This window comes from Nonlabens spongiae (genome assembly GCF_002117125.1).
Taxonomy (GTDB): domain Bacteria; phylum Bacteroidota; class Bacteroidia; order Flavobacteriales; family Flavobacteriaceae; genus Nonlabens; species Nonlabens spongiae.
The window spans coordinates 1,325,339-1,344,117 of the sequence record NZ_CP019344.1 but is presented as its reverse complement, the minus strand read 5'-3'; the positions used below and the strand labels follow the sequence as shown (position 1 = coordinate 1,344,117).

Annotated in this window: 19 protein-coding genes; 5 read left to right on the top strand and 14 right to left on the bottom strand. The window is 40.6% G+C overall.

Going from position 1 to position 18,779, the window contains the following annotated elements:
- Positions 1–67: 67 nt before the first annotated feature.
- Positions 68–739 (bottom strand): GTP cyclohydrolase I FolE, encoded by a 672-nt coding sequence (gene folE / locus BST97_RS06130; RefSeq protein WP_085766406.1) that lies wholly within the window; start codon positions 737–739, stop codon positions 68–70.
- Positions 740–879: 140 nt separating this feature from the next.
- On the opposite strand from folE, the gene BST97_RS06125 reads away from it, so the two are divergent.
- Complete coding sequence (locus BST97_RS06125; protein WP_085766405.1) at positions 880–5,739, top strand: T9SS type B sorting domain-containing protein; 4,860 nt, start codon at positions 880–882, stop codon at positions 5,737–5,739.
- A gap of 78 nt (positions 5,740–5,817) precedes the next feature.
- Here BST97_RS06125 and BST97_RS06120 read toward each other — a convergent pair whose 3' ends face one another.
- The 3 genes from BST97_RS06120 to BST97_RS06110 form a co-directional block, all read right to left on the bottom strand.
- On the bottom strand, positions 5,818–6,771 hold the full coding sequence (locus BST97_RS06120) for a transketolase family protein (protein ID WP_085768176.1): 954 nt from the start codon (positions 6,769–6,771) through the stop codon (positions 5,818–5,820).
- A gap of 19 nt (positions 6,772–6,790) precedes the next feature.
- Positions 6,791–7,636 carry a transketolase gene (locus tag BST97_RS06115; protein WP_085766404.1) on the bottom strand — a complete coding sequence of 282 codons (846 nt, stop codon included), beginning with the start codon at positions 7,634–7,636 and terminating at the stop codon, positions 6,791–6,793.
- A gap of 161 nt (positions 7,637–7,797) precedes the next feature.
- Positions 7,798–8,454: a SanA/YdcF family protein gene (locus BST97_RS06110; protein ID WP_085766403.1), complete on the bottom strand. Its 657-nt coding sequence runs from the start codon at positions 8,452–8,454 to the stop codon at positions 7,798–7,800.
- Positions 8,455–8,600: 146 nt separating this feature from the next.
- Between BST97_RS06110 and BST97_RS06105 the strand changes: the two genes are divergently transcribed.
- The 3 genes from BST97_RS06105 (at position 8,601) to BST97_RS06095 (ending at position 11,163) form a co-directional block, all read left to right on the top strand.
- Complete coding sequence (locus BST97_RS06105; RefSeq protein ID WP_085766402.1) at positions 8,601–9,233, top strand: NAD(P)H-dependent oxidoreductase; 633 nt, start codon at positions 8,601–8,603, stop codon at positions 9,231–9,233.
- Positions 9,234–9,290: 57 nt separating this feature from the next.
- Positions 9,291–10,250: a signal recognition particle-docking protein FtsY gene (gene ftsY, locus BST97_RS06100; protein WP_085766401.1), complete on the top strand. Its 960-nt coding sequence runs from the start codon at positions 9,291–9,293 to the stop codon at positions 10,248–10,250.
- A gap of 76 nt (positions 10,251–10,326) precedes the next feature.
- Complete coding sequence (locus BST97_RS06095) at positions 10,327–11,163, top strand: DMT family transporter (RefSeq protein ID WP_085766400.1); 837 nt, start codon at positions 10,327–10,329, stop codon at positions 11,161–11,163.
- A gap of 153 nt (positions 11,164–11,316) precedes the next feature.
- On the opposite strand, the gene BST97_RS16385 is transcribed toward BST97_RS06095, so the two are convergent.
- The 10 genes from BST97_RS16385 to aroB all read right to left on the bottom strand — a co-directional run bounded on the left by BST97_RS16385 (position 11,317) and on the right by aroB (position 17,369).
- Complete coding sequence (locus BST97_RS16385; protein ID WP_407668584.1) at positions 11,317–11,427, bottom strand: DUF3140 domain-containing protein; 111 nt, start codon at positions 11,425–11,427, stop codon at positions 11,317–11,319.
- A 17-nt stretch (positions 11,428–11,444) separates the two neighbouring features.
- A complete protein-coding gene (locus BST97_RS15765) occupies positions 11,445–11,612 on the bottom strand; it encodes a hypothetical protein (RefSeq protein ID WP_157111502.1) in 168 nt (55 codons plus the stop codon).
- Positions 11,613–11,655: 43 nt separating this feature from the next.
- Positions 11,656–12,435: an Fpg/Nei family DNA glycosylase gene (locus tag BST97_RS06085; protein WP_085766398.1), complete on the bottom strand. Its 780-nt coding sequence runs from the start codon at positions 12,433–12,435 to the stop codon at positions 11,656–11,658.
- Positions 12,436–12,444: 9 nt separating this feature from the next.
- Positions 12,445–13,239, bottom strand: coding sequence for a TlpA family protein disulfide reductase (locus BST97_RS06080; protein ID WP_085766397.1), 795 nt, complete (start codon positions 13,237–13,239; stop codon positions 12,445–12,447).
- A 90-nt stretch (positions 13,240–13,329) separates the two neighbouring features.
- Positions 13,330–14,631 (bottom strand): type II toxin-antitoxin system HipA family toxin, encoded by a 1,302-nt coding sequence (locus BST97_RS06075; RefSeq protein WP_085766396.1) that lies wholly within the window; start codon positions 14,629–14,631, stop codon positions 13,330–13,332.
- Positions 14,631–14,981 carry a helix-turn-helix domain-containing protein gene (locus tag BST97_RS06070; RefSeq protein WP_085766395.1) on the bottom strand — a complete coding sequence of 117 codons (351 nt, stop codon included), beginning with the start codon at positions 14,979–14,981 and terminating at the stop codon, positions 14,631–14,633. Before BST97_RS06070 ends, BST97_RS06075 begins: the two co-directional genes overlap by 1 nt.
- Before the next feature lie 248 nt (positions 14,982–15,229).
- Positions 15,230–15,478 (bottom strand): DUF1801 domain-containing protein, encoded by a 249-nt coding sequence (locus tag BST97_RS06065; RefSeq protein ID WP_211277472.1) that lies wholly within the window; start codon positions 15,476–15,478, stop codon positions 15,230–15,232.
- A gap of 11 nt (positions 15,479–15,489) precedes the next feature.
- Positions 15,490–15,777, bottom strand: a complete 288-nt coding sequence (locus BST97_RS15760; RefSeq protein WP_157111500.1) for a hypothetical protein — start codon at positions 15,775–15,777, stop codon at positions 15,490–15,492.
- A 105-nt stretch (positions 15,778–15,882) separates the two neighbouring features.
- Positions 15,883–16,209: a hypothetical protein gene (locus tag BST97_RS06060; protein ID WP_085766393.1), complete on the bottom strand. Its 327-nt coding sequence runs from the start codon at positions 16,207–16,209 to the stop codon at positions 15,883–15,885.
- A 95-nt stretch (positions 16,210–16,304) separates the two neighbouring features.
- Positions 16,305–17,369: a 3-dehydroquinate synthase gene (gene aroB / locus BST97_RS06055; protein ID WP_085766392.1), complete on the bottom strand. Its 1,065-nt coding sequence runs from the start codon at positions 17,367–17,369 to the stop codon at positions 16,305–16,307.
- 124 nt (positions 17,370–17,493) lie between these two features.
- Between aroB and BST97_RS06050 the strand changes: the two genes are divergently transcribed.
- Entirely contained in the window at positions 17,494–18,663 is a 1,170-nt protein-coding gene (locus BST97_RS06050; protein WP_085766391.1) for a proline dehydrogenase family protein, read from the top strand.
- Positions 18,664–18,779: the final 116 nt, after the last annotated feature.

The following is an 18,779-nucleotide window of genomic DNA, read 5'->3' as shown; positions in this document are numbered from 1 at the left end:
GTAAAAATAATGGATTTGTTCTCGCTTTCGCGAAAGCGGAACAACTAAAAACTTACTTAAACCGATTCTAGAATCGCGTATCCATCTTGATGTAATCCAGAAACTCTCTTTTAGTCTCCAGATTTTTGAAAGCACCGCCGAACTCTCCCGTCACCGTGCTGCTGTCGATGTCTCGTATCCCGCGGCTGTTGACACACAAGTGTTTTGCGTCGATCACACAGGCAACATCTTCTGTATTCAAAACGTTTTGTAACTCACGCACGATCTGAATGTTAAGGCGTTCTTGAACCTGCGGGCGTTTTGCGTAATAATCTACAATGCGGTTCATTTTAGAAAGACCTACCACATTGCCATTTGAGATGTAGGCAACATGGGCGCGTCCCACGATGGGAAGCAGGTGATGTTCACAGGTAGAGTAGAGTACGATGTTCTTTTCTACCAACATCTCGCCATACTTATATTTGTTGTCAAAGGTGCTGGCGCTAGGCTTTTTATCAGGCCGCAAACCACCGAAGATCTCGTTGACAAACATTTTTGCCACCCTTTTAGGCGTGCCTTTAAGACTGTCGTCTGTCATATCCATACCTAAGGTCTGGAGTATGTTGAAAACATCGTCTTGTATAGAGGCAATTTTTTCATCGTCAGAAAGTTTGAAGGCATCCTCTCTCAGAGGCGTCTCCTCATTACTTGACATGTGGTCGTGGTTGTCTATATCTTCCAGAAAATCTTCTACTTTCATAAAATGCAATCTACCGTAAACTTCTAAGTAAGACGCAAAGTTACAATGCACATGACTTAGTTATGTGAAAATGCTTATATTAGATTCTTATTTAATAAGTTGTTAGTTTTATAGTGGCTTTTAATTAATTCCTTTAGAGTATGCGTAATTCCCAAATACTTACTTTTTTACTTTTGATCAGTTCCTTTATGTTATTTTCCCAAACAGCGCAGATAGTGGTGCCTGGTGATGATAATGGAGGTAATGGTTATCGATTTAATGGATGTGCTGTAATATCAGTAGCAGATTCTGGAGGCCGTTCTGGTAACTATGGCAATAATGAAAACAGCCTTGCAACTTTTTGTCCAGACATTTCCACAGATCAGATACAACTCGATATTCAGACCTTAGATCTAGCTGCAGGGGATGTGTTGACGATTTATGATGGTGATAGTACTTCGGCTCCTGTATTATTTACAGGAACTGCTGGAGATGCCGCTCCAGGATTACTGCAGGCAACTAATGCTACACCTACCGGTTGTCTAACTTTGACATTTACTTCGAACGGATCAGGTACTGCTAGAGGTTTTTTCGGACGACGTAGTTGTTTTAATCCATGTCAAGCCATATCTCCAACCGTGGTGACTAACCCGCCAATGGATGGTGATGGAATTGTTAGGATTTGTCAAGGTGATACGGTAGACTTTAATGGTTCTGCTGTTTTTAGCGATGATGCTTCTGGTGCAGTTTATACCTTTGACCTAGGTAATGGTAATGGGGAGGTTGTTGGGCCAAATCAATCTGAAACTTATTCACAACCTGGAGTTTATTATGTTCAATTTACAGCTACGGACAATCAAGGTTGCTTTGATCGAGTTGAAAATGATGTGATTGTTCAAGTTAGTACTGACCCTGATTTTACCGGTACAAGAGCAGAGGAAAGCAATTTATGTTTTGGAGAATCCACTAATTTAATAGGTCAAGTTGCCACTACTGATTTTACAGTGGATATTGCTCCGCCCGTGGCAGGGACTACTTTTCTGCCAGATGGTGTAGGAGTTTCATACAGAACTTGTGTTACCGTTGATGGTTTTCCGAATGGGGCAATTTTAACAGATGCAAGTGATATTGCCGGAATTTTTGCAGTAATCGAACATAGCTGGACGAGCGATCTCGATATAGAAATCACTTCTCCTAGTGGACAAAACATTTTCCTCTTTGCCAGAACAGGTGGGGGGACGTTTTTTGGAGAACCCATCGATGATGATTCGAACTTAAATCCTGGAATTGGATACCGGTATAATTTTACTGAGAGCGGTTCAGCAACAAGAACTCTAGGAGCAACGGCAAATGCGACAGGTGGAGGGGTTTCAATACCGCCTGGTGATTATTTTCCAGAAGACAGCTTTGTAGGATTAGTAGGAAGTACACTAAATGGTGACTGGTGTATTACAGTGACGGATTTCTTACCAAGTGACAATGGTTATATTTTTGAGTGGGGAATAGAATTTGCTCCAGGTGTTTTGCCTCCAGAAATTTCGTTTCAACCAAGTGTGGCCAGTACGAGATGGTTACCAGATCCTACAATAGAAGAAATTAATGGAGAGACGATAACGGTAAGGCCTGATGTTACTGGACAAACGTGTTATACCTATGAACTCATTGATAGTTTTGGTTGCGAATATTTCAGAACGGTATGTGTAAATGTCGAACCTGAAATACCTACTGGTACTCCAAACAATTATACATTCTGCTCCAATTCAACCACTACCAGTATTGATTTGACTCAAAATGATACTGCTCTTCTAGCAGCCTTAGATCCTGCCACCCACACGGTATCCTATTATTTGACCGAGGAAAATGCATTTGATCAGCGCAACGCATTAACTAATGCAGACAATTATCCTGTACCGTCAACTACGCAAATCATCTATGCAGCGGTATTTGATCAAAATGCGGGTTGTGCTGATGTTCAGCCTATTGAAATTAATATTTTCGACGTAGGCGATATTCAAGTAGCTGATCTAGAAGTGTGTGAGGCGCTGGTTGGGTATAACCTAGAAGATTATATTAGAACTTCTGCAGGATTAACAGGTAGCTCAGATATCTCAATTACCATTCATGATAATCAAAATGATGCTGATACTGGAGCCAGTGAACGGTCAGATTTATTTATATATGATCAGGCAAGTGGCACTGTTGAGATTTTCGTAAGATTTGAAAGTACAGTAAATACTGCTTGTGCGGCCACTGATTCTTTTGAGATATCGGTAACACCTTCTGTTACTTCTCGTATTTTGGATGATTTAGAGCAATGTCAAAACCCAGATGGCACTCCAGTAAGTTTTGATCTTGAAGATCAAGATGTAGCAGTTTTAAATGGAAGTTCACCATCAGATTTTACAATCACTTATCACGATAGTCTGGATGATGCGATGAATGACCGAGATCCCTTGCCATTTATGGATTATGAGGTCTCGTCGATAGAAACTATTCATGTAAGAATTGAAAGCCAAATCAACCCTACTTGTTATACACTTAACTCATTTGATGTTGTTCCATTCGAATTACCTGATCTTGCAACTGCTCCAGACCTAATTGAAGACGATGATCTTTCAGGTGATAATGTTGAGATATTCAATTTAACTGATAATGAAGTGGCCATAGCAGCAAACCTTTCAAGTTTTAACTATTCCTTTACATACCATGCTTCGCGAAATGCCGCAGAAGTAGGAACTCCCGAAATTCAAAATCCAACAACTTATCAGAATATAAATTTAAGCGATACGATATACGTGAGGGTGGAAAACACAATTACAGGTTGTTATAGTATTACAGAATTTGATGTTATCGTAAACCCTTTACCAGATCTAGGTGTACCAATAGACTTAAGTGAATGTGGAGACCTGACGCAAGCACAAACCATTTTTACTCTATCAGAAAATACCTCAAGAATAGAAGACGGTCGAAATGATGTTTTAATAACCTACCATGATTCATTTCAAAATGCTGAAGCTGGAATAGATGATCTAGACGATCAGAGCTACCCCGCCAGCTCAACTCCACAAACGGTATTTTATAGAGTGCAGGCTACAAATGGAACGGTTTTCAATGTTGGTCAGTTTGATGTCATTACGGTTGGAGCACCTACAGCAAATCAACCTAGTGACATAGAAGCCTGCGCTGATGAAAATGGAGTTGCAACAGTTAACCTATCAGACCCGACTTTGGAATTGAATATCACTGGAGGGCAACCAGACGTGACCTTAACAATTTATGAAAATCAGAACGATGCTGATAACCTGACTGATGCATTGGGTGCTTCTTTTGAATTTTCCGGTGATACCACCTTAATTGCGAGAGTTGACGACGATAATTCAGAGTGTTTCAGCTTTACTACGATATCGCTCATATTTAATGAATTACCAGAGCTGACAACCGCACCAGCGATTGAGCTTTGCGATGATTTATCTGAAGATGGTATTGAAGTATTTGATTTGACGCAAAATAATACACTCATCACCCAGAATGTATCTGCGCCTAATTTGGCTATTTCCTATTATAGTGACCGTAATGCTGCTCTCAATGGAACTGGAACGACACTTCCAGATAATTATCCAAATGCAAATCCTAATCAAAACGAAGAAATATTCGTAAGAGTGGAGAACACAGATACGGGTTGTGCCAGCGTAACATCTTTTGAGATACGAGTGATTTCGATTCCAGGTCTTGGTAATCCTCAAGAACTTGTCGAGTGTGATCCTAGTGGTAATCAAGAGGCGGTTTTCGCTTTAAGCGAAAACACAGATGACATCATCAATGGACGCAATAATATTGTGGTTACGTATTATCAGGATAGGCAAGATGCTGAAGACGGAACTGACCCGCTTGATGAAAGCAACCATCAAAACATGGGTAATCCACAAGAGATTTTTTATCAAGTTCGCAATACGGATACTTCATGTTTGAATGTAGGTAGCTTTTTCATTAGAACGGTAGATGCGCCTATAGCTATAATACCCATGCCCCTAGATGACGAATGTGATACAGGAAACGGTACGGCAACAGTTGATTTAACACAGGTTACGGGACAGGTGACAAATAATACTCCGGGATCTACCTTAAGCTTTTACGCAAATCAAGATGATGCGGATCTTATGGTAAATGCATTAAACGCTACTTCTTACGAGTTTGATCGTGATCAGACTATTGTGATAAGAGTTGATGCAGATAATACCGAATGTGCAAGCTTCACTACCGTAGATCTGGTGTTTAATGAGCTACCAGCTCCTATACTGGATGACGAGTATCGACTCTGTGTAGATGTAGATGGAAGCCTAATAAATGGACCAGTTCCACTTGATACAGGTCTGAACAACACAGATTATACTTTTGAATGGAGTCTAAGCGGGAATATTATTGCTGGCGCAACGAGTTCAATTTACAATGCTACAGAAGAAGGTGATTATTCAGTTCTCGTTACTGATATCATGACGCAATGTCAACAAAGTGAAACCACCTTTGTGCGCGAAAGAGGAGTCCCAGAAATTTATGATATACAGGTGACAACGACCCCTTTTGATCTTACACACAATGTGATTGCAACCGCCCAAGGTCCAGATGAATACTGGTTCAGACTTGATGATGGTCCTTATATCTATACTGGCTTGTGGGAAGATGTACAGCCTGGTCCGCATACGGTAACTGTTGCTGAACGCAGTGGTTGCGGAGAGATCGTTGAGGAGATATTTGTTTTTGGCTACCCAGATTTCTTTACGCCAAACGATGATGGGTATCACGATACCTGGAACATTGTAGGGGGTGATCTCTTACCAGGAACGACCTTAAATATCTTTGACCGTTATGGTAAACTCATTGCCAATATCGATCCTTCTGGACCAGGTTGGGATGGAACTTTCAACGGTGAGCAATTGCCTAGTACAGATTACTGGTTTGTGATAAATTATGAAGTCGATGGCAGAACCGCCGAGGCAAGAGGACACTTTGCTATGAAGCGATAATTTTAAACATTAGGTAAATCAAAAAGGGCTTTTCCATTTTGGAAAAGCCCTTTTTGATTCCATAAAAGTCTATAACAACTATTTTCTAGTGATGACTTGTTTACTCATTTTGACTATATTCTCAGCGTTGAGACCATATTTCTCCAAGAGCTGCTCTGGAGTACCACTCTCACCAAAAGTATCTTGAGTAGCCACAAATTCTTGCGGAGTAGGTAAGTGCTGTGCAAGAGTGCGGGCAACGCTTTCTCCCAGACCACCTAGGTAGTTGTGTTCTTCGGCGGTTACGATGCAGCCCGTCTTTTGAACAGACTTGATAATGATTTCCTCATCAAGGGGTTTGATGGTGTGGATGTTAATTACATTTGCTGAAATTCCAGCTTCGTGAAGTTGTTTTGCAGCTTCAAGCGCTTCCCACACTAGGTGTCCAGTCGCAACGATCGTTACATCATTTCCTTCTTGTAATTGTACACCCTTACCGATTTGAAAATCATCATTTTCAGGAGTGAAGTTAGCAACTTTAGGTCGCCCAAATCTTAGATAAACAGGCCCTTCGTAATCAGCAATAGCAAGCGTTGCATTCTTGGTCTGGTTATAATCGCAGGTATTGATAACCGTCATTCCTGGCAACATTTTCATAAGGCCTATATCCTCAAGAATCTGGTGTGTCGCACCATCTTCACCTAGAGTAAGCCCGGAATGCGATGCACAGATTTTTACATTTTTGTCTGAATAGGCGATGCTCTGTCTGATCTGATCATAAACTCTTCCCGTAGAGAAGTTTGCAAAAGTTCCCGTAAATGGAATTTTACCACCTATAGTAAGACCTGCTGCGATTCCCATCATATTGGCCTCAGCGATTCCTACTTGGAAAAAACGCTCTGGATGATTTGCCGCAAAGTCATTCATTTTAAGCGATCCCGTGAGATCTGCACACAGCGCCACAACATTTTCATTTTTCTTTCCCAGCTCGGTCAGTCCCGCACCAAAACCAGATCTCGTATCCTTATTTCCTGAATTTGTATATTCTTTCATCGTTTTTAAGCTTTTGGGATTAGTAGTCACCTAGAGTTTCTGGATTCTGAGCGAGTGCCTCTTCAAGTTGCTCATCATTTGGAGCTACACCATGCCATTTGTGAGATCCCATCATAAAATCTACTCCATTCCCCATTTCTGTATGCAGTAGTATGCATATAGGTTTACGCTTTCGCGAAAGCGAGATCGCCTCACGCATCCCTTCAATAATCGCCTCAACGTTGTTACCATCTTTGATCCTTAAAACGTTCCAGCCGAAGGCTTCAAATTTTGCCTGAAGATTGCCCAAATCAAGGACTTGATCTGTACTGCCATCAATCTGCTGGCCGTTAACATCAATCGTGCAAATCAAATTGTCCACATTATTTGCAGCCGCATACATCACAGATTCCCAGATCTGACCTTCTTGCAACTCACCATCTCCGTGTAGTGAGAAAATAGTTTTGTCATCATCATTAAGTTTTTTTGCAAGGGCAGCACCTATGGCAACGCTCATGCCTTGCCCTAGAGATCCGCTCGCGATACGTATTCCAGGAAGTCCCTCGTGAGTAGTGGGGTGGCCCTGCAAACGAGAGTCGAGCTTTCTAAAGGTTGCTAATTCTTCTACTGGGAAGTAACCATTTCTCGCTAACACACTATAAATTACTGGTGAGATGTGACCATTTGATAGAAAGAATAGATCTTCATTTTTTCCGTCCATGTTAAAACTGGGGTCGTGGTCCATAAACTCGCAGTAGAGCGTCACAAGAAATTCTGCACAGCCTAGGGATCCTCCTGGATGCCCACTGTTTACTGCATGCACTTGTCGTACAATGTCACGCCTTACTTGCGTGACCATGTCTTTTAATTGCTGTATATCAGCCATTTAAGTAAGTTTTAAAGCTGCCGTAAAGTTATGGCTACCTACAGCGGTGTGCCAAATTACTCCTCTCTTTTTATTAACTTATTTAAAAGGTTTGTGAACATATTAGATTTTGCTTTAGGCTACAGGCTGAATGCTGTTAGCAGCTTACTCTTTGTACTTCGCTATTTGTCGTGAGATTTAGCGCTGGGACCTGTAATGGAAATAATGTCACCGCTGTATGTAGGTTGTTTCTCTATATTCAATTCGAACCAAGCTTTGATATTTGCCAGCCACTCGCGTCTTTTCAAGCTATTGTTTGCTGAGTATTCCCGCATATCTGCTTCAAACCCTTGAGCTTCAAGCCCTAGGTGGTTTGCAAGATAGACCGCTCTAGGGAGATGGAACTTTTGCGTGAAGATGACCGCATCATTTACTTCAAATACTTTTTTTGCCCTGAACATCGAGTCATAGGTGTCAAAACCAGCATGGTCTAAAAATATGACTGAGTCTGCCACACCTTTATTGTTAAGGTAGTCCTTCATGGCGTTTACCTCATCATAGTTTCTGGATCCATGATCACCGCTTAACAAGAATCGCTGAAATTTACCCGCTTTGTAGGCATTCAGCGCAGCGTCAACTCGATCTTGAAGAATAGGAGAGAGACTTTTGTCGGGTCTAACGCTAGCTCCCAATACAATTCCAGTATAAACGGGCTGAATACTGTCTATCTTTGAGTGCATGAGACCACGAGCAAATCTATTTACATGAAATTGTAGACCAAGGATCGTTAATACTCCTGCAATAAGAACAAAAACCAAAATGTTCAACAATCTTTTCATTTCCTAGTTGAGGCTATAGCGTCATCTATAGATAACGCTACTTTTTTGATGCAATTATAAGGATAAGCTATTTTAATAAAGGTTTATGCAGAGGGTATTTCCATAATTTTGAAAGTCAAAATTGTTTCAATTCAGTAATACAATTCATGGAAAATAAAATTCTTGAAGATCTTAAATGGAGATATGCAACAAAAAAGTTTGATCCAGATAAAAGACTAGATCAGCAGCACATCGATTTGCTGTCAGAATGTTTCAATCTCACAGCTACTTCTTATGGTTTACAACCTTGTAAAATGATGGTAGTGCGAGATCGCGACGTGCAAAATAGCATGGTTGCTGCCAGCTATGGTCAGCGACAGGTGGCTGACTGTTCAGCAGTATTAGTAATTTGTGTTCAAGAAGTAGATGCTGCCTACATCCAGAATTATTTCAAGCTCGTAAAACAAGTCAGGAATACTCAAAATGAGATCCTCAAACCATTTGAAGAATTTCTAGTGGATTCTTTTTCTAACAAAACAGTTCTAGAAATAGAGAACTGGGCGAGGAATCAGGCATACTTGATTTTAGGGAATTTACTTGCGGTTTGCGCTGCTGAGAGAATTGATTCCTGTCCCATGGAAGGCTTTGAACCAGAAAAGATAGATCAGTTGCTTAATCTTGCTGGTCAGGGTCTCAAAAGTGTATTATTGCTCCCTGTAGGTTATAGGGCAGAGGACGACTTCATGTCCACTCAAAAAAAAGTTCGCAAACATATTTCAGAATCTGTACTAAACTACTGATCGCTAAACTATACTGAGCTCAAGAACTTACTTATTTTTGCATCTTTAGAATCGATCATGAGTTTTTTTAAGAAGATATTCAATAAAGAAAAGAAAGAGACCCTAGACAAAGGCTTAGAAAAGTCTAAATCTTCTTTTTTTGACAAGTTAGGAAAAGCCGTCGCCGGTAAGGATAAAGTAGATGATGACGTTCTGGATGACTTAGAAGACGTGTTGGTTTCCAGCGATGTAGGTGTAGCCACAACTATTAAAATCATTGATCGTATTGAGGAGCGTGTAGCTCGAGATAAGTATCTAGGTACTTCTGAACTCAATAAAATCCTTCGTGAGGAAATTGCCGGATTGATGAGTGAAGTCAATCATGGAAACGCCACAGATTTCACCATTCCCGAAACTGAAGGTCCTTATGTAATTATGGTCGTAGGGGTTAATGGGGTAGGCAAAACAACCACGATCGGTAAACTCGCACATCAATTCAAACAAAAAGGTAAAAAAGTCGTTCTCGGAGCTGGAGATACATTCCGTGCTGCTGCTGTAGACCAGTTGGACATTTGGGCGAAAAGAGTAGGGGTAGATATTGTCAAACAAGCTATGGGAAGTGATCCTGCGAGTGTTGCCTTTGACACGCTTCAAAGCGCGGTAGCCCATAATGCTGATGTGGTTCTTCTCGATACTGCTGGAAGATTGCATAACAAGGTTAACCTAATGAATGAGTTGGGTAAAATTAAACGAGTGATGCAAAAGGTACTACCAGATGCGCCTCACGATGTGATGTTGGTCCTCGATGGCTCCACTGGACAGAACGCTTTTGAGCAGGCCAAACAATTTACCGCAGTTACAGACGTGAGTAGCCTAGCGATTACTAAACTTGATGGCACAGCAAAAGGTGGCGTCGTGATAGGTATTTCAGACCAGTTTCAAATTCCCGTGCGCTATATAGGTGTAGGAGAGGGGATGGATGATCTACAGGTTTTCAATAAAGTTGAGTTTGTGGACAGTTTCTTCAATAGGGTCTAGAGCTTAACTTACTTATATACTAACTACCATTAAGAACTTTCCAATTTTCAGTAGCACATCTCGAGCTTATTATCTCATGGGGTTGAGCTCGATAATGCTTTCTGTAATGAATGCGCTTGTCAAATACCTGGAAGGATTTAGTGCTTTTCAATTGATATTCATTAGATCTCTTATAACTCTGATCTTTATATCACTTTATTTAAAGCACAAGAACATCAACTTGATTGGGAATGAGCGCAAACTTATGTTGATAAGGGGTGTTTTTGGAACGATTTCTTTGTTCCTATTTTTTTACTCTTTGAAATTTCTCAATCTAGGGATCGCTACAGTCATAAGATATTTATCACCCGTTTTTGCTGCGGTTCTTGCCATCTTCTGGCTACGGCAAAAAGTTGCCGTGAAGCAATGGCTTTATTTTGCTATGGCATTTTTAGGCGTGGCACTTATTGAATTTTATCATGCCCAGATAAGTATTCTAGGAACTTTAATTGCTATTCTTTCAGCATTAAGTCTGTCAGTTGTGTTTGTTTCAATATCAAAAATCGGTAATCGCGATCATCCACTAGTGATTATTAATTACTTCATGCTGGTGGGAACTGTGAGTTGTGGAATTGCATGCCTGTTTCAATGGGTGTCCCCAAGCTTCACTGAACTGTTGATTATTTTGTGTTTGGTGATTGTAGGTTTGCTAGGGCAAATTTTCATGACGATGGCCTTCCAGGGAGCATCTCCAAAAAAGGTTGCCCCATTCAAATATTTAGAAGTTCTCTTTACCCTGCTGCTGGGCGTGACTTTCTTTTCAGAGGAATACGGTGTAATCGCAATACTTGGCGTTTTTCTCGTGCTAACCGGAATAATACTCAATACCCTTTACTTGAACAAAAAAAACCGTCTGCAACGATCTACAAATTGATAGAATTACTTCATTGCATCGGGACCCCAGTTCTTAAGAGCGTGATACCATGTACTATTTTCTACGTCATCGTTCGGCTTTTGTAGTGGATGGATCTTCTTGTGATAACCGCCCGCGGTCTCATTGATCTTGTCCCAGTTAACATCTGTGAAATTACTCTTGGTATTTATCTAAAATTTGAACAAGTTGTTTTCCAGCGTTATGGTCTACGGTCTCGTCACCATCAATTTCCTGACCTGCAGCCTTGGATTCGTCTGTTTCCAGCCAGTTTTCAGCTCGCTTTAGGTCATATTTTGCTTCTCTTGAAACTCGTTCCAGATTTCTTCCATGTCGTAATCAGCCACTTTTATTTTAAAGATTTGCTCGGGAATCATACCCACTGTTAGAGTGGCATTAATTAACGAGATGTTGATGTGGTTTACGCTTTCGCGAAAGCGTAATAATGACACACCATGAAAATCTTATCAAAAGTCGGGAAGTTAAATGTCAGTGTTAAGACTGCCACTTGGGGCTGAAGTATGTGGAGCGACCACCTACTTTTATCTTCTTGATTTTTCCTGACGTGTGAAAACAATCGGCTCCTTCCTTGCGACGGTGGATCATGAACTCCTCAGGGAAATGTGAATAATGGGCCTCAAGCTCTATCGCGGTCTCAATAACGTGATGCATTTTTTTAAAAACCAATTCAATTTCATCAGGAGACAACTCGTTTACTTTATTTTCTGGATGTATCTTGGCTTGATATAGAATATCATCTGCCATCCAGTTGCCTATACCAGCACAGATACTCTGATTCATGAGAATGTTTTTGATGCTCGTTTTGCGACCATTTATACTAGTCTGGAAATCTTCTAGAGTCAGTTCTCTAGCATCTTTGCTTAAATCGTGCTTTTCCCGGTAATCTTCAATATTTTCTGTAAGATCCCACCAGCCGAACTTCCTTTTATTCTCAAAAGCAAAATGATAATCATTCTCAAACGCAAGCATGATATGACCGAATTTGGGGCGATCGTCCACATCATGAAAATAATTGGGGCGACCCGTCATCCCGAAATGCATGACCAGCACCCGATCTCCCGAAGTTTTCAGAAACAAGTACTTACCTATACGTTCAGTTCCTGTAAATTCTTCACCGATCAAATGTTTCTTGAAGGTAGGTAAGGTCATTTTAAGCAAACGATCATCCCTACAGTCCATCGCTACAATCTTTTTATGGAGAATGGTAGCATTGATATATTGCTGGTAACCGTGTACTTCTGGTAATTCAGGCATGAGAGAGGATTACTTTTCTAATTCTTCCTCAATGGCAGACTTTAAAACATCAATACTTCCCGGACCAAAACCTGCCGCCGCGTAACTCACTTTTGCATCTTTACCGATAACGATATGCGTAGGGTAGGCTGTAACATTATAAGCGGCAGCAAAGCGTCGACCTTCAGCAATAATATTGTAATTGAATTCTGTTTTAGATAAAAATGAGGTAAGTTGCTTATGACGGTCTGTTGCTACACCTAGAAATACTACTTCTTCATCTTCATTCTCTTCTACTAATTCATTCAACTCAGGAATTTCTTTTCTACATGGAGGACAGCCAATAAACCAAAAATTGATAACCACTACTTTCCCTTTGAGCTCGTCCATAGAGTATTTATTGCCCTCAAGATCTTCCAGCTCAAAAGGTTTTGCATCGCTTCCTACTAGACTGGAAGGGTCTTGCATTTGAGCCTGTTCCCTTTGCTGTTTCATCATAGCTCGCTCTTCTGGTGTACTCTTTCTAAGCAAAGCGACAACGACGACTCCTTCTTCATTTGCATAAGCATCAGCTCCATAATCGCCACTAGCCAGCTTTGACACAAGCTCATTTTGAGAGAGCAATTGTCTTTGCATGCCGTAGAACTTTACATTTTGAATCTTAATCTGATACTTGCCGCTACCCATTTGTTCCTCAGAGAGCTTCGTGAGTTTACTTAACTCAGTATCAGTGATTTTTTCTGAATCATTGCCATCGCTTTGTGCAATAGATAGACCTCCTGCAAGAAATAAAAAGATGGCGATGAGGGTTTTCAAGATGTTCATGTAGCAAATTTAGATTTATAAAGGTAAGGCAATGTAATTAGAATATCTGTAGATCATCTCATAACTGCCCATGCCACCTTGTAGAAAAAATCATGCCAGCTGGATCTCCTCAATGTGTTGCTGGATATGATCGGTCAGGTCAGGTTGAACTTGACATTTTTGTGCGTAAGATCGCCACTCCATAACTACATTTTTGATAGAGCTTAAGATTAGCTCAGGTTTTTTAATGTTCATGGACTTAGCCACTTTCAGCATATCTTCCTTAATAAAGTTTTCTCTTTTGCCATTGATGCTTAGAGAGTGTTTACTTACCCAAATACTTTTAGGGTCATAAGCAAAGCAAATATCGTAAGCGGGACTCAATTCCCAGCGGCCTCTTTGTTTTAAAAGGAATGAAAAATTCTTGGTGTGATCGTCACAATTTCTAGCAAGTACATTAAAAACCATTCTTCTGAACATTTCCTCTGCATCTGGGTACGGTAGTCGCAAAAGACGCATGGTTTGAAAAAGCTGCTCGTAGCTATATTCACCTACTAGATTATAATCGTAATGATTTATGGCACACAAGGTTTGCATGTGATGTTTTGTGTTGTTTGCCTCTCGATCAAATCGTTGCGTCATGAAATGTGCTCTTCCGTTTTCTTCCAGAAGTTGAGAAGGCATCATATTTATGCCACAGTCTTTTGCCATAAGGTAATAGGCTATTTCTACACGACCATATCCCTTACTGGTTCCAAATTGTGCAGCATCTACACCATCTAGTTTTATGAGATAATGATAAAATCCTGCAGGTACGTCAGTCTGTCCAGATTTTACCTCGCCGGTAGATGGGTTGTAAGCGATAATTGCTTTTGAACGAGCTCCACCAGCTGAAGTTCCCAGTGTCAAAATCCTCTTCACTGCCTCCTCAGTCTCGTGGTTGATGTTTTCAGAAAAAGAGGCGCGCTCACGTAGCATTTGAGCGGCAATGTTGACCAAATGATCCACAGAGACATCAAAAAGATCCTGTTTTCTATGAGTGCTGGGTTCAAATTCCAGAGCTCCCATACCACGCTGACCTATAAAACATAAGGTTTCCACTGGATTCATGTCGTTTTCTGGTCTCCCTTGCTGAGCGAGCCATGACTTGATCAAGCGATTACCGTATCGATCAGGTAATACATCTGCAAGAAGTCCCGGTAACCCTTTGAAGGTGTCAAGCTGCGTGTTTTTTGCGCGCAATTGGGGGAATTGATAGATCCTGTTTTTTTGCAATGGCATGGTAAGGGGCGCGACCTCGATCCCTCGCTCCACAAATTCAGGAGTGTATTCAAAATTTGCTAGCTGGCGATCATCATCCCAGCTTACAGCTGCAATACGTTCTCCCCATAATCTAATGTATGCCGTCTTCATTACCAGTCGCTTTTTAAAGGATCATCTGTGCCTTTCTTTTTTCTAACTCTATAGCGCTCCTGAATATCTTCTTCAGCGACTTTCAAAGGACTCACCACTTTCTCATACCTCAGTTCAGAAAGAGTTTCCAGTCGATCTAAAGCTCTCAATATCTTGATCAGAGTTTCTAACGTAGGCGACGTGCCACGTTCTATCAAACTTAGTGTACTGCGACTTATTCCCGCGCGCTCAGAAAGCTCCTGCTGTGAATATTGTTGATCAATTCTACTCTTTCTAATAAACTCGCAAATAAGTGATAGAATCTTTTCATCTGTAAGAGCGTATAAATTTATGTATGATGGATTACGCATAAATGCATATTTTTCTGCTTAATGCATCAAATATAATACATATTATAAATTTGATTTATTGAATGATATAAAGCGCATTAAATCACCAATAGTGGTTTAATGCGTATTAAGTCATGCTATTTGCGCCCCATTTGGATGGTTTATTTAAGAAGAGAGTTCAAATATCCAATATCAATATTTGAAATAGCTAAGGACTGATTCTCTGGTTGTGAAAATCTCCATTGGCGCAGAAGCTTAGCTTTACCTGGTTAAGCATTTCCGAGAAAATCTTTAGGATCAGAGAGCAGGCTGCCCTTATGAAACCAAATCGCACAATGGTTCTTGAAACCAGCCAGACCCACTAGATTAGTTCCATTGTACGTGAAACAGGGAGCTCCCCACTTAATATGCTCTTCAAAAGGATGTTTTTTTATCTGCTCACAAATCAGAGATAGATGTTCTTTCCACTTAGGGTGGAGCTCAATGTACTCAAATACGTTGGTGACCTTTGCTTTCAATATGTAGTTTTTTAAGACCGTCTTATGCGATAGGATTTGAATGCATGCGATTTACTCATTTCTATTATACACACAATGATCGGAATGCATAGTAACAGGGTTGCAATAAAACTAAAATGAAATACCGATAAGGCACTAATGATTATTCCAGCAGAAATACCTGCAAGTATTATGCGGTTGTCCACATCAGCACTTATGCGATTAATATATTTACGATTCACGGTCGCGCAAGAATTACAGGTGATAGTGATTTGATCACCCATTTCTTTATGAAGTTCTCCTCTAGTAATTGTACTCAATTTTAACTTGAGCGTTTTTTTTGCATGAAGAATAGAGTGTTGTTAAGATCATTATAGGTTGATTAGATCATGTTTTCAATAGCGATTCAAGATTTGAGGCAAGGTTCACTCTTCTTCACCACTATCGTCAGTTCCGCCACCTACTTGCTCTGCTTTCTCTAGAGAGATTTCAGGTAGTGCATCTGGGTCATCCATCTCTTTTTCAGAATAATCATCTTCATCAAAAGCGTCCATTTGCATGCTTAGGCGTTTTGATATTTTGACTAAGTACTTTGTGTCTGCTGTGGTAACTTCAACAGCTTCAATAGTTTCGTATTTATGGTTTTTGAAGGAAATGATATCATCATCTCCATAACCATCAGGGTATTTCTCTACAAGGAGTTGAAGAACTTCTGGGGTTAATTTCTTGTAATCAACTATAACGTTTCTCATGTTTTGCAATTTTCTTTAATACCGAAATTATAGATTTTAAAACATAAAATACAATCTGATCAAAATAATTTTACCTGATCCTGACAATCATAATGTTATAGTAACTCAAAAGCTTTTTTGATTTGCTGCGCTTGAAGGTGAACATCGGTTTTGAAAGTTCCAATTTTTTCTAGCAGTACAAAACGTATTTGTCCGTTCACGTTTTTCTTATCATGGCTCATAATATCAATCATTTCATCTACTTCAGAATCACTAAATGAAGCCGATAGTTCTAAAGGTTGATACCAGTTTTCTATCTCCTCAAATTCAGCCCTCGATAACCCAGAATGTTTTGTACTCAAAAAACTCTCTAGATAAATGCCTATGGCTATAGCCTCACCATGTAATAAATTCACATGTTTATCACTACTTAGACAATAAGACTCGATAGCATGTCCTATGGTATGCCCATAATTGAGTGCTTTACGAGCACCTTTTTCAGTGGGATCATCCTGCACAATACCACTTTTGATCTCAACGGAGCCATGGATGAGGGAATCAAATCGATCTGTATAATATTGACTATTGATTAACAGCATTTTTTGCCAGTAATCTCGATCTGCTATAAGACCGTGTTTAAACATTTCTATACTACCATTACGCAAATGCTTTTTAGGCAGCGTTTGTAAAAAGTTAGTGTCAATGAGTGTCATTACTGGCGGCTGGATCACCCCTACCTGATTTTTGAGATGACCTAGATCCACACCATTTTTGCCTCCTATGGCGGCGTCAACCATTCCTAGCACCGTAGTTGGGATATGTATAAAATCGATTCCTCTCTTAATGGTAGAGGCTACAAAGCCGCCCAGATCAGTGACTACTCCACCACCCAGATTGATCATCAAGCTTTGCCTATCACAGCCCAGCTCAATCATGGCTGCCCAGACCCCACTACAGGTCTCGATATTTTTAAATTCTTCACCAGCATCTATCTCGATCACCTCAATACGTGCACTGGTTTCTAGCATAGGCATAAAATGCGGGTAGCAATGCTCCATAGTGTTGCTGTCCACGAGCAAAAAAATCACGCTGGGTGCTTTGTCAGCTATATATGTATTCAGTTCTTGATAAGCCCTTTCATCAAAGTGCGTGGTACTGTTTGAGGTAATTATGCTATCCATGATTTATAAGGTGTTACGCTTTCGCGAAAGCGTAATTATTTTCCATCTCTCACGACCTAATCGTGCTCGTCAAAAGTAGGCAGTACCTCATTATTCTCAATCCTTTGCGTAATATATTTGTAGCATGGCAGAAAACCCCTTTAATAATACTGAAAACGCCTTTTCACTCAAGTCTGATGCAGAGTTGAGAAAGTCTCACTTCATTTTTACGATGATGGGAAAACCCTGGTTGGTGAATTTTGGTTCAAAGGCAACAATGGCGGCGCTCAAACTTAGGTTGCCTGTTAATAAACTGATCAAGAATACGATTTTTGAGCAGTTTTGTGGGGGCACGACTGATGAGGAGTGCATGCCTTTAGTTGGAAAAATGTATGAAAAGGGAGTGAGTTCCATACTCGATTATAGCGTAGAGGGAAAAGAGGATGAGGCCGACTTTGACAACGTTGTAGGTAAGAAGCTTACCCTTATTCATGGGGCAAGTGAGCATAATGCCTTACCCTTTGAGGTAGTGAAGCCTACAGGAATAGGTAGGTTTGAGCTTTGGCAAAAGGTGTCTTCAAAAGAGAGGCTTACAGAAGATGAGCAACTAGAGTGGGGACGTATCTATAATAGAGTTGACCTTCTTTGTAAAACCGCAGCTGATAGTGATATCGCGCTGCTCTTTGATGGTGAAGAGTCCTGGATGCAAGATGCGGCAGACGAGCTGATCCAGGAGATGATGTCTAAATACAATAAAGAGCAGGCATACGTCTACAATACTATTCAGTGCTATCGCCACGATAGGCTGGAATATGTGAAAAAGCTTTACAAAGATGCAACTGAAAATGATTATCTGATAGGTGCCAAAATCGTGCGCGGTGCGTATATGGAAAAGGAGCGGGAACGCGCTGAAAAGATGCGTTATCCCAGCCCGATTTGTAAAAACAAACAAGCTACCGACGATATGTTCAATGCGGTCATGCATTTTATACTCGACCGTCTGGATCGTATCAAACTCTGTATAGGCACGCATAATGAAGAAAGCACGCTCGCTGCGATGCAAGTACTTAAAGAGCGTGACATTGATCCAAAAACGCCAGATGTTTGGTTCGGGCAGCTTTATGGAATGAGTGATAACCTTACTTTCAATCTGGCTGCATTGGGACACAACACATTTAAAATATTGCCTTTTGGTCCTATTAAAGATGTAATGCCCTATTTGATTAGAAGGGCGCAAGAAAATACCTCAGTCGCCGGTCAGGTAGGACGGGAGCTAGCCTTGATCAAACAGGAAATGAAGAGGAGGGGGATTTAGAACTTGAATTTGAAGTTGAAGTCGAACTTGAAGTTGAAGTCGAAAACAAAAACAAATTTCAAGAGATTTTTGAAATCATAGCCCCTTGAGACGATGCATTGAGCGGCGTCGAAATG